Below are 12,154 nucleotides of genomic sequence, written 5' to 3'. Positions count from 1 at the left end.
CATGTGTTAAGCACGCCGCCAGCGTTCGTCCTGAGCCAGGATCAAACTCTCCGTTGATGTTCAAACACCCACCCCCCAACCCCGAAAGGCCAGAACAGTGAGCAAACTTTGAACCCATGAAGGGCTCGAAAACCTGACTGAAGTCGAACCACCAGCTCAAAAGCTAGAAGTTCAATTCAACCAAAGGATAATTCGCCCAAAACCCACCCAGACCACCAGACGATGGACCGAACCAGGCCTCGGGACGAGGTAATTGGCATCGATTTTTGACACGCTGTTGAGTTCTCAAGAATCGGACACACACCATCAACCACCTCAACGAGGAGACCTCCGGGGCAACCCTTCAAACTTACCCGCCTCGATGCGCTGGTCCAAATCGGCGCCGGCTCCGAGGAGCAGACCCAACCGGCCACGCCAGACACGCGGGCTGCCACGTCGATCAGACCGAACGAACGGTCCTTCTCTCCGTGGTGCCAACCCCGGGACCGGCCTACTTCGCGAGCGAAGTATCGCTCAGCGGTGGCGTCCGGTGCTCCCTGTCGGGCTGACGAAGAGAACGTTACAGGGCATCCCCCGAGATCTCATAATCGGGCCTCCGGACCCCCTCCCGAGGCTCTCCACTGAGCCGTCCGGAGGCCCGTCCGGACACCCATACGAGCCCACGGAGAAGCCGCCCAGAGCCCACCGAGAGCCTGGAGAGCACCCCCTGAGGAGCGCCGCCGTGGGTCGGCTCGTCAGCCGAGCCGGGCGAGGTCGACGGTCCAGACCGGGTTGCCCGGCAGGACCTTGACCCGCTCGCCGCTCGCGAAGCGCGTCGACGGCTGGAGGAGGGGGACGAACGGGCTGCGCAGGTTCATCGCGAGCTGCCAGGCGGCATACGCAGCCGCCCGGTTGTCACCCACCGACGAACGCGCCGCCTCGGTGAGGTCGTCGACGAGCGTGTCGGTGCCACGTTCCCACCCGGCGCGCGACCCGACGAGCTCGCCCGGCGCGAAGGCGAGGTAGTTCTCGGGATCCGGGTAGTCGGGGTTCCAGCTCCACAGGCTGAACGCGGCGCGCCCGCTGCGGTAGGCGGCGACAGCCTGGGCCGCGGGCGCCGGGTTGAGCTGCACCTTGATGCCGACCTGCGCGAGCTGCGCACGCACGGCCACCGCCAGGGCGCTCGTCGGGATGCCCTGGATGGGCAGGTCGGCGGCATACGAGAGCGGGATCGGCTGGCCCTTGTAGCCGGAGCGACGCAGCGCCGCCCTGGCCGCGGCGAGATCGCGCTGGGGCACGACGGGCAGCGTCACCACAGGCGTGGGTATGCCGTCCGCCCCGGTCGTGAGGATGCTGTCGGGGGTCGCCGTGGTGCCCGACGAGGACGGGGCCGGCGTGACCGAGGTCGTCGACGTCGTGGGCGTCGGGGTCCCGGTGCCGTCGGTGCCGGTGCCGGTGCCGTCAGTGGGTGTCGGCGCGGGCGAGGGCGCGAGGTCCTCGAGGGCACCGACGATGCCCGCCGGGATGAGACCCGCCGCGGGCATGGACCCGGGCGCGGCAGCCCTGCCGAGCGCCTCACGGTCGAGGCCCCGGCGAACCGCCTCGGTGAAGTCGGGATCGGCGGTCCACGGGTTGAGGGCCCTGTCGCGCCCGAGGGCGAGGTAGACGAGCGAGCTCGACCGCATCGTCGTCACCGTGACGGCCGACCGTTGCGGCCGGCCGGTGGCCGCATCGGCCTGGCTCGGCGAGAGGTCGAGCACGAGGTCGGCACTGCCGGACCCGATGGCGGCCAGCTGCCGCCGCGCGTCGAGGTTGCGCACGACGATCTCGGGGAAGGCAGGGGTCGGCCCCGACCACATCGGGTTGGCCGCGAGCCGCACCTCGGAGGTGCCGCTGACGCTCTTGATGACGTAGGGGCCCGAGCCCGCCGAGTGCTGCGAGAGGTAGGAGCTCGCCTCGTCACCGGGGCCGATGGTGCCGCCGTGCGCCCTGACCGCGGTCGCGTTGAGGATGCCGAAGGCAGGGTTGGCGAGGATCGCTGGCAGGGCGAAGTTCGAGCCGGGAGAGCTGAGCGTGAAGGTGCGGTCGTCGACCTTGACCGCCGAGACGGTGCCGAGGATCGAGCCGGCCGGACCGGACAGCCCGCGCGCGCGCTGGAGGGTGAAGAGGACGTCGTCGGTCGTCACCGGTGTGCCGTCGGAGAAGACGAGGCCCTTGCGCAGCCGCAGCGTCAGCCACCGGCCCTCGGGGGACAGGGTGTATTCCGCCATCCCGGGCACGACCTTGGTCGGGTCGTCGGGGTCGAGCGTCGTCAGGGTCTCGTAGAGCGCGTGCGTCAGCATCGCCCCGCTGCGGTCGAACTGCCGCGTCGGGTCGAGCGTCGTGTGGTCGAAGACGGCCCCGACGACGAGCGGCGCGACCGCGCTCGTCGGCGCCGCGGTGGGGGTCGTGCTCGCCGTCGTGCCTCGCGTGGGGGCGGGCGTCGCGGTGCTCGTCGTGCATGCGGCACCCGAGCCAAGCGCGAGCACGCCGAGGGCCGCCACCGCGGTGGGGCGGACGAGACGTCGACGCATGGACTTCCTTCGGGGCGCCCGGACCGGAGACCGGACCCGGGACTTCGGCGGGCACGGAGAGCACGGTGGCAGGTGGCACCGACGGCGACCCGGAGCACCCCTGTCCGTGGTCGGAAGTCTAGCTGCCGGAGGCCGCCGCGGCGCCCGCCTGCTCGGCCGCCGGCGCGAGCACGAGATAGGCCTGCGCGACGAGCACGACCCCGATGGCCACCCACTTGCCCGTGGGCAGCTCCACCCCGTAGCGCCAGCGGTCGATGAGGACGAGCCCGACCTGGAGCATGACGACCCAGCCCATCGTCACGAGGGCCAGCTCGGCGTACCTCAGCGACGACGCATACACCCAGAAGAGGACGAGGAAGGCGCCTGCACCGAGCACGAGCGCCCGCACGCTGCCGTTCTCGGCCCACTCCTTGGCGAGGACCGCCCCGAGCAGGTCGAGCCCTGCGAGGCAGACCATGGCGACGGTCGCGACGACCGGCACGGGCCAGGCATCGGGTGCCTTGATCAGCGGGAAGACGTCGGTGACGCTCATGGGTCGTCCTTCGGGGAACGGGCCCGCTCGAGCCACGGACCCACACGCCTCAGAGGGCGCCGGTCCCGCCGCTGATACCCCTCAGGCCTGGCCGCCCTCGAACCAGGCGACGAGGGCGGGGTCGAGTGCCGGCACGTCGACCGCGCCACCGCCGGTGCGCAGCGACGTCGTCGCCGAGGCCCCGGCCGCCACGGCCTCACGCGCCGCGACGGGCGAGGTCATCGTCGGGCCGCCGTCGCGGGCGAAGCGGACGAACTCGGCGATGAGCAGCGGGTCGGCGCCGCCGTGACCCGTCGTGTCGGCCGTCGGGATCTCGATGACCTCGTCGGCGTCGTCGCGGTAGGTGTCGGTGCGGCGGGTCCACACCTTGACGAGCGCGCCGGGGCCGTCGCCGAAGTTCTCGAGCCGGCCCCTCGTGCCGATGACGGTGTAGTTGCGCCAGTAGTCCGGCGTGAAGTGGCACTGCTGGTAGCTGGCGAGCACCCCGCCATCGAGGACGAGGTTGGCCATCGAGATGTCCTCGATGTCGACGACCGGGTTGAGCTCGCGCTGCTCGGTGGGCGGCCAGTTGTCGAGGGAGTACCAGTCGGCCATCCGCCGGTCGGAGTTGTCGCGGTGGTCGGTGACGTCGCCGTAGACCGCGAGGGCGCCGACCGCGCTGACCCGCCGCGTGTAGGCGCCGGCGAGCCAGTGGATGACGTCGATGTCGTGGGCGCCCTTCTGCAGCAGCAGGCCTGTCGTGTTGCGCCGGTCGGCGTGCCAGTCCTTGAAGTAGTAGTCGCCACCCGCCGAGACGAAGTGCCGGCACCACACCGCCTTGACCTCGCCGATCGTGCCCGCCTCGATGACGTCGCGCATCGCGCGGACGACCGGCATGTGCCGCATGTTGTGCCCGACGTAGAGACGCGTGCCCGTGCGGTGCGCGGCCTCGAGCACCCTGTCGGCGTCGGCGACGCTCGTCGCGAGCGGCTTCTCGACGAACGTCGGTATGCCGGCCTTCAGGGTGCGCACGGCGTGCTCGGCGTGCGCGTGGTCGGGTGTCAGGACGAGCACCGCGTCGATGTCGGCGCGCACGTCGGGAGCGAGCAGCTCGTCGAGCCCGTCGACGAGGCGTACGCCCTCGATGCGCTCCGCGGCGTCCGCGCGGCCCCGCTCGGCCGGGTCGCAGACGACCGTGACGCGGCTGCCCTCACCGGGACGGTGGGCGTACCTCGCGAGGCTGGCCCGCAGGCCGAAGCCGATGATCGCGATGCGGAGGTCCGGCTGGTCGGGCCGGTCGGGCCGGTCGGGCTGGTGGGGCTGCTCGGTCATGGGTGGGGCACCTTCCGGGTGGTGGTGGTTCGAGGGTCTCAGCCCTTGGAGCCGCTGAACGCGATCCCTTGGATGAACTGCTTCTGGAGCACGACGAAGAGGAGGAGCACCGGCAGCGTCGCGAGGACCGAGCCGGCCATGAGCGTCGTCGTGTCGACGGAGAACTGGCCGATCAGCGAGGCGAGCCCGACCGACAGCGGCATCTTCGTCGGGTCGTTGTTGACCACGAGAGGCCACATGAGGTCGTTCCACGACCAGAGCACGTCGAGCACGGCGAGCGCGATGAGACCCGGCTTGGCGAGCGGCAGCATGATCCGGGTGAAGATCTGCCAGTGGTTCGCGCCGTCGAGCTTGGCGGCCTCCTCGAGCTCGCGCGGCAGGCTGAGGAAGAACTGGCGCAGCAGGAACGTGCCGAAGGCGCTGAAGAGGCCGGGGACGATGAGCGCCTGGAGCGAGTTGAGCCAGCCGAGGCCCGACACGATCTCGTACTGCGGCAGCAGGAAGAGCTGGCTCGGGACCATGAGGACCGACAGGAAGAGGCCGAAGAGCAGGCCCCGGCCGCGGAACTCGAAGCGCGCGAAGGCGTAACCGGCCATCGAGCACAGCACGAGCTGGCCGAGCACCCGCCCGAGCGTCTGGATCGTGCTGTTCCAGAACATCTGGCCGAAGGGGAGCGTGTCGAAGACGTCGCCGTAGTTGCTCCACCGGGGCGAGCGGGGGAAGACCGTCGGCGGCACGGTCAGCGTCTCGCCGAGCGTCTTGAGAGAGGTCATGACCTCCCAGAAGAACGGGCCGACCATGACGACCGAGCCGAGGATGAGGACGGCGTGCACGCCGAGGTGGTTGCGGCGCAGACGCTTTCGCCCCCTGGCGCGAGGGAGGCGGGTCGCGAGCTCAGACATAGTGCACCCACTTCTTCTGGAGCCGGAACTGCAGGGCGGTCACCGCGACGATGACGACGAGGATGACGAGGGCGATCGCGGCGGCATACCCCTGCTGGTTCTCGACGAAGCCCCGCTGGTAGAACTGCGCCACGATCGTCTCGGTCTGCGGGTAGGCCGGGTTCGTCGGCCCGGTCATGACGAAGATGAGGTCGAACGTCTGGAGCGCGCCGATGACGGCGAGCACCGAGATGAAGAAGACGCTCGGGCTGATCTGCGGGAGCGTGATCGACCAGAACTGCCGGATGCGGCCCGCGCCGTCGAGCGCGGCCGCCTCGTAGAGGTCCTTCGGCACGCCCTGGATCGCGGCGAGGAAGATGACGATCTGCGTGCCCAGGCTAAGCCAGATGCCCACTGCGGCAATGGCATACAGCGCCGTCGCGGGATTGGAGAGCCAGTTCGTGCCTTCGACGCCGACGAGACCGAGCAGGGCGTTGATGACGCCGACGTCGCCGTTGTAGAGCGTGCGCCAGATGAGGCCGACCGCTGCCGGCATCGTCACGACGGGCAGGAAGTAGAGGACGCGGTAGATGCGCACCCCCCGCAGACCCTCGGTGCTGAGCAGCGCCGCGACGACGAGCGCGACGGGGATGCCGAGCAGGGCGACGACCGTGAACTTCAGGGTGTTGAGCATCGTCTCCCAGAGGCGCGCGTCGCCGAACAGCGCGCCGTAGTTGGCGAGCCCGACGAACTCCGACCCGCCGAACGGCCCCGTCTCCGTGAAGGAGATGAGCAGCGTGCGCACGACCGGCCACAGGTAGAAGACGACGAGGCCGAGCAGGGTCGGGAGGATGAAGACCGCCGCCCAGAAGAGGTCGTTGCGCCGCATCCGCGACATGCCGCGACCGGCTCCGCCGGATCGACCGGATCGACCGGGCCGGCGGCCGGGGGCCGGGGTGTCGCCCCGGCTCCCCGACCCCCACGGGGCGCCGCCCGGCGCGGTCGCGCCGACGGATCCCGACGCCTGCTCCCGGTCGGTGAGCACGCCCGCCACGGTCACTTCTCCTTGGCGAGCGCCGCGTTCATCTGCGTGGCGAGGTCCTTGAGGCCCGTCGCCGCGTCGACCTCGCCGTTCCACACCTTGGTGAGGAGGTCGGTCTGGAGGGTCGTCCACGCCTTGGTGTTCTTCGACGCCGGGTAGGGCACGGCCGTCGCGACCTCGTCGACGTAGGCCTTGAGGTTGAACTGTGGCATCGCCCTGACCCACGCCTCCTGGGTGCCCTCGTAGGCGGGGATGACCGCGCCCGCGTCGGCCTGGATCTGCGCGGCGCGCTCACCGCCGAGGAAGCCGACGAACTTCTGCGCGGCGTCCTGGTGCTTCGTCTTGGCGTAGATGACGTTGCCGAGGCCGTGGATGACCGAGACCTGGCCCTTGGGCCCGGCGGGGACCGGCGCGACGTTGACGGCGTCCTTGAGCTCGGGGACGCCGTTGTACTCGACCGCGGCCCACGAGCCGTTCCAGTACATCGCGACCTTGCCGGCCTTGAACATGTCGCCGGGGCTCGTGTCGGTCATCTGCTGGACCGTCGGCGACGCCCCGTCCTTGACGAGCGAGGTCCAGAACTCGATGCCCTGGAGCGCCTCGGGGGAGTCGAAGCCGCTCTTGGTCCCGGCGGCGTCGATGACCTGGCCACCGGCCGAGGGGATCGTGTCGTAGAAGCCGGCCTGGTCCTCGACGGGAGCCGCGGCGCCGTAGACGCCCTTGGTCTTGTCGGTGAGCGTGCGGGCGGCGGACTGGAAGTCGGCCCAGGTCCAGTCGTCCTTGGGGTAGGCGAGCTTCTTCGCGTCGAAGAGCGCCTTGTTGTACCAGACGCCGATCGTGTCGAAGTCCTTCGGGATGCCGTACCTCTTGCCGTCGTAGGTGTAGAGGTCGACGAGGGCCTCGGGGTACTTCGCGAGGTCGAGCTTGGCGCGGCTGATCGTCTGGTCGAGGGGCAGCAGCTGCTGGTTCGCGGCGTACAGCTTGACGTTGGGGCCGTTCATCCAGAAGACGTCGGGGGCACCACCGCCGGCGGCGGCCGTCTGCAGGGTCGTGAAGTACTGCTTGAACGGCGTCACCTGGATCTTGACCGTGACGTTCGGGTTCGCGGCGTGGAACTCGTCGGCGATCTTCTGCATGGCCGGCATCTGGTTCTTGTCCCAGATGCCGTAGGAGATCGTGACCGGCCCCGACTCGGGCTGGGCGTCGGCCGTGGCGCCGCCGGTGGACTGGCCGCACGCGGCGAGGCCGAGCACGAGCAGCGGGGTGAGCACGGCCGTGGCGGCCAGCGTGGACGTTCTGCGCATTCGCGACTCCTTGGGTGGGGGTCCGCGGCTGGCGGGAGGCCGCTGCGGTCCGGTGCACGTCATCGGGCAACCCAAGCCTGATCGCTCGTTTGTGCTTGGGCGGGACTACAATCGATCACATTCGATCACCTGTCAATCCGTAGGACAGGTCGGATCCCGGCCCGGGACAGGCCTGCAGAGCAGACCGCCGCGGGTCCCTGTGTGTTGCCCGGAGGCATCACTGACGGCGTGGGGCGTCGCGCCCGGAGGTCCGCGATGCGGACTCCCCGAGGGTGGGCGTCAGCCCGCCAGGACCTCGCGGAGGCGCTGCGACACCGGCCGTGCGACGTCGCTCCGGTTGGCCAGGACCGACCACGTCAGGGACCGCGACGGCTCGTGCCGGGTCACCGCCGAGACGCCGGCGTCGTAGCCGCCCAGCACGACCCCGTCACCCGTCCCGTCGAGCCAGACGCCGAGGCCGTAGCACCGGCCGTCGTCCATGACGTCGGTGTGCGGGCGCAGCATCTCGGCGACCCAGGGCGGGTCGACGATGCGACCGCCGAGGAACGCGTCCCACAGCGCGTGGAGGTCGGCGGCCGTCGTGTACATCCCACCGTCACCGCTGCCACGGACGGGAAGGTGCAGCACGTTGGTGCGCAGCCCGACGGCGTCGAGGTAGCCGAGCGCGGCGCGCCCCGGCAGCTCGTCGGAGCGGAGGTATGCCGTGTCGACCGTCCCGGCGCGGGCGCAGACTCGCTCCTCGACCGCCTCGTGGAAGCTCGTGCCGGTCAGCCGTTCCACGACGAGGGCGAGCACCACGAAGCCGCTGTTGCAGTACGAGAAGCGTTCTCCCGCAGAGAACTTCGCCGGTCGTCCGCGGAGGGCCGGCAGGTAGCCCTCGGTCGTGGCGAGCCGGTGCACCGGCAGGGTCATGACGTAGTCGGAGGCGTCGAAGTCGGTGTCCTCGTCGAGGTAGTCGCCGATGCCCGAACGGTGCGAGAGCAGGTGCTCGATCGTGACGTCCTCCCCGATGTCGGGCAGGTCGTCGCCGACGACCGCGCGCACAGGGGTCTCGAGGGCGACGCGACCCTCGGCCACGAGGCTCACCACGGTGAGCGCGGTCAGGCCCTTGCAGACGCTGGCGGTCCCGAACTGCGTGTCGAGCGTGTTGGGCAGGCCGTGGGCACGGTCGGCGAGACCGTGTGCCGAGGCGTGCACGACCTCGCCGCCGCGGTCGACGCGGACGACGCCCGGGAACCCGTGCTCACGCACGACATCGGCGACCGCGGCGTCGAGGTCCACGGCGCGCCCCCGGTCAGGCCCCGACGTAGGCGGCGAGGTGCTCGCCGGTCAGCGTCGGGCGGTCGGCGACGAGGTCGGCCGGTGTCCCCTCGAAGACGACGTTGCCGCCGTCGTGACCGGCCCCCGGTCCGAGGTCGATGATCCAGTCGGCGTGCGCCATGACGGCCTGGTGGTGCTCGATGACGAGCACCGACTTGCCCGACTCGACGAGCCGGTCGAGCAGGCCGAGCAGGTTCTCGACGTCGGCGAGGTGCAGGCCGGTCGTCGGCTCGTCGAGGACGTAGACGTCGCCCTTCTCGGCCATCTGCGTGGCCAGCTTGAGGCGCTGGCGCTCCCCACCGGACAGCGTCGTGAGCGGCTGGCCGAGCGTGAGGTAGCCGAGGCCGACGTCGTCGAGCCGCTCGAGGATCGTGTGGGCGGCGGGGGTGCGTGCCTCCCCGGCGTCGAAGAAGTCGAGCGCCTCGGCCACCGGCATGGCGAGCACGTCGGCGATGTTGCGCCCGCCGAGTTCGTACTCGAGCACCGCGGCCTGGAAGCGCCGGCCCTCGCACTCCTCACACGTCGACTCGACCGTCGCCATGACGCCGAGTTCGGTGTAGATGACGCCCGCGCCGTTGCAGGCCGGGCAGGCCCCCTCGGAGTTGGAGCTGAAGAGCGCGGGCTTGACGCCGTTGGCCTTGGCGAAGGCCTTGCGGATGGGCTCGAGCAGTCCGGTGTAGGTCGCGGGGTTGCTCCGGCGCGAGCCGCGGATGGCGCCCTGGTCGACGACGACGACACCGTCGCGCTTGGCGACGGACCCGTGGATGAGCGAGCTCTTGCCCGACCCGGCGACCCCGGTGACGACGCACAGCACCCCGAGCGGGATGTCGACGTCGACGTCGCGCAGGTTGTGGGTCGACGCGCCGCGGACCTCGAGCGCCCCGGTCGCCTCGCGCAGCGAGTCCTTGAGGCTGACCCGGTCGTCGAGGTGGTGGCCCGTCGTCGTGTCGCTCTTGCGCAGTCCCTCGACGGTGCCCTCGAAGACGACCTCACCGCCCGCGGTACCCGCGCCCGGGCCGAGGTCGACGACGTGGTCGGCGATGGCGATCGTCTCGGGCTTGTGCTCGACGACGAGGACGGTGTTGCCCTTGTCGCGCAGCTGGAGCAGCAGCTGGTTCATCCGCGCGATGTCGTGGGGGTGGAGCCCGATCGTCGGTTCGTCGAAGACGTAGGTGACGTCGGTGAGCGACGAGCCGAGGTGACGGATCATCTTGGTGCGCTGGGCCTCACCACCGGACAGCGTGCCCGCGGGCCGGTCGAGCGAGAGGTAGCCGAGTCCGATCTCGGCGAAGGAGTCGAGCAGGTGCTGCAGCCCCCGCAGGAGCGGTGCGACCGACGGGTCGTCGACGTCGCGGAGCCACTCGGCGAGGTCGCTGATCTGCATGGTGCACAGCTCGGCGATGTTCTTGCCCTTGATCTTCGAGCTCAGCGCCTCCTGCGACAGGCGCGTGCCCTTGCACTCGGGGCAGGTCGTGAACGTGACCGCCCGCTCGACGAAGCGGCGCACGTGCGGCTGCATCGCGTCGAGGTCCTTGGACAGCATCGACTTCTGCACCTTCGACAGGACGCCCTCGTAGGTGAGGTTGACGCCCTCGACCTTGATCTTCTCGGGCTGTCCGTAGAGCAGCTTCTGGAGCTGGCGCTCGGTGAACCTGCCGACCGGCTTGTCCATGGGCAGGCCGGCGCCGCTGAAGATCCGGCCGTACCACCCGTCCATGCTGTAGCCGGGGACGAGCAGCGCGCCGTCGGCGAGCGACTTGCTCTCGTCGTAGATCGCGGTGAGGTCGAAGTCGTTGACCGACCCCATCCCCTCGCAGCGCGCGCACATGCCGCCCTGGTAGACCGCCTCGCGGACGATCGAGGTCTCCTGGCGGTTGCCCTTGTCGGTCTTCATGACGCCGCTCGCGACCCGCGTCGGCACGTTGAAGGCGAAGGCGGTCGGCGGCCCGATGTGGGGGGTCCCGATGCGGGAGAAGAGGATCCGCAGCATCGCGTTGGCGTCGGTCGCAGTACCGACCGTCGAGCGCGGGTTGGCGCCCATCCGCTCCTGATCGACGATGATGGCCGTCGTCAGGCCGTCGAGGTAGTCGACGTCGGGGCGCGCGAGCGACGGCATGAAGCCCTGGACGAAGGCGCTGTAGGTCTCGTTGATCATCCGCTGCGACTCGGCGGCGATCGTCGCGAAGACGAGCGAGCTCTTGCCCGAGCCGGAGACGCCGGTGAACGCCGTGAGCCGGCGCTTCGGCAGGTCGAGGCTGACGTCCTTGAGGTTGTTCTCGCGCGCGCCCTGGACGCGGATCATGTCGTGGACGTCGGCCGGGTGGGACCCGGCGGAGGGGCGCGACGCGGTCTTCGCAGCGGTGCTCTTCGACTCCATGCGACGTACGCTACGGCCCCGCGCCCACCCCTGGCCCCCCGATTCCCGACGACCTCACCGCGTGACCGAGCGGCCCTCGACCGGGAGAGAGGGCGTATGCCGTCAGGGGAGGAGGTCGTCGAGGTAGAGCGGGAGCATCGCCCACCACGTCGGCCAGTCGTGGTCGTAGGCCGTGCCCCAGTCGTCGACGCGGTTGGGGATGCCCTTGCTGCCGAGGACGTGCGCGACGGCACGGGACTCGCCGACGTCCTCCCAGCGGCCGCTGCCCGAGGCGAGCACGATCATCCGCGTGCGGAGCACGTCGAGCGCCGGACCCTCGAGACCGGGCAGGAAGCGTAGCGGCGAGCTGAAGTAGAGGTCGTCGTTGACGTGCCCGCCGAGGAACTGCTCGATGGCGTACGTGCCGCTCATGCACACGGCCGACTGCACGAGCTCGGGGTAGCGGCACGTGATGGCGAGGGCGTTGAAGGCGCCGATCGAGGCGCCCGCGACGGTGACCGGGATCGGCTGGCCGCCGAGGTCGGAGTGGATCGCCGGGATGACCTCGCGGGCGATGGCCTCGTGGAAGCCGTTGAAGAGGGCCAGCTGGTGGTCGGGCGTGCCGCGCCCCTCGGCCAGGGCCCGCCCCGCGACGCTGTCGACGGAGTAGACCTTGGCGCGGCCGGCCGCGATGAGCGGCTCGAGGTGCGCGATCATCTGGTGCCGCTCGACCTCCTCCGCGTCGCCCCCCGCCGTCGGGAAGAGCAGCACGGGCGCGCCGTAGGAGCCCCACCTCGCGACGCTGATGTCCTGGCCCAGACGGTCGGAGTACCACCGGTCGGTGACCTTCATGGGT

At 70.4% G+C, this 12,154-nt stretch carries 9 protein-coding genes; all 9 read right to left on the bottom strand.

The features are described 5' to 3' along the window. Positions 1-734 precede the first annotated feature (734 nt). Positions 735-2,552, bottom strand: coding sequence for an ABC transporter substrate-binding protein (locus AB4Y83_RS18905; RefSeq protein ID WP_442297820.1), 1,818 nt, complete (start codon positions 2,550-2,552; stop codon positions 735-737). Between the two features lie 118 nt (positions 2,553-2,670). Then, positions 2,671-3,084 carry a hypothetical protein gene (locus AB4Y83_RS18900; protein WP_442274337.1) on the bottom strand — a complete coding sequence of 138 codons (414 nt, stop codon included), beginning with the start codon at positions 3,082-3,084 and terminating at the stop codon, positions 2,671-2,673. 81 nt (positions 3,085-3,165) lie between these two features. Beyond that, entirely contained in the window at positions 3,166-4,395 is a 1,230-nt protein-coding gene (locus AB4Y83_RS18895) for a Gfo/Idh/MocA family protein (RefSeq protein WP_442297819.1), read from the bottom strand. Between the two features lie 38 nt (positions 4,396-4,433). Continuing rightward, positions 4,434-5,297 (bottom strand): carbohydrate ABC transporter permease, encoded by an 864-nt coding sequence (locus AB4Y83_RS18890; RefSeq protein ID WP_056823666.1) that lies wholly within the window; start codon positions 5,295-5,297, stop codon positions 4,434-4,436. Beyond that, complete coding sequence (locus AB4Y83_RS18885; protein ID WP_442297818.1) at positions 5,290-6,330, bottom strand: carbohydrate ABC transporter permease; 1,041 nt, start codon at positions 6,328-6,330, stop codon at positions 5,290-5,292. The genes AB4Y83_RS18890 and AB4Y83_RS18885 overlap by 8 nt, the downstream gene beginning before the upstream one ends. Before the next feature lie 2 nt (positions 6,331-6,332). Then, positions 6,333-7,622 carry an ABC transporter substrate-binding protein gene (locus AB4Y83_RS18880; RefSeq protein ID WP_442274340.1) on the bottom strand — a complete coding sequence of 430 codons (1,290 nt, stop codon included), beginning with the start codon at positions 7,620-7,622 and terminating at the stop codon, positions 6,333-6,335. A gap of 279 nt (positions 7,623-7,901) precedes the next feature. After that, positions 7,902-8,903, bottom strand: coding sequence for a serine hydrolase domain-containing protein (locus AB4Y83_RS18875; RefSeq protein ID WP_442297817.1), 1,002 nt, complete (start codon positions 8,901-8,903; stop codon positions 7,902-7,904). A 13-nt stretch (positions 8,904-8,916) separates the two neighbouring features. Then, positions 8,917-11,319: an ATP-binding cassette domain-containing protein gene (locus AB4Y83_RS18870; protein ID WP_442274342.1), complete on the bottom strand. Its 2,403-nt coding sequence runs from the start codon at positions 11,317-11,319 to the stop codon at positions 8,917-8,919. 102 nt (positions 11,320-11,421) lie between these two features. Then, positions 11,422-12,150, bottom strand: coding sequence for an esterase family protein (locus AB4Y83_RS18865; RefSeq protein WP_442297816.1), 729 nt, complete (start codon positions 12,148-12,150; stop codon positions 11,422-11,424). Between the last annotated feature and the right edge of the window lie 4 nt (positions 12,151-12,154).

The sequence above is a fragment of the Terrabacter sp. RAF57 genome (assembly GCF_052113925.1).
Lineage (GTDB): Bacteria > Actinomycetota > Actinomycetes > Actinomycetales > Dermatophilaceae > Terrabacter.
Note: the sequence above shows the minus strand (reverse complement) of the source record. Positions and strands in the feature narration are given on the sequence as shown.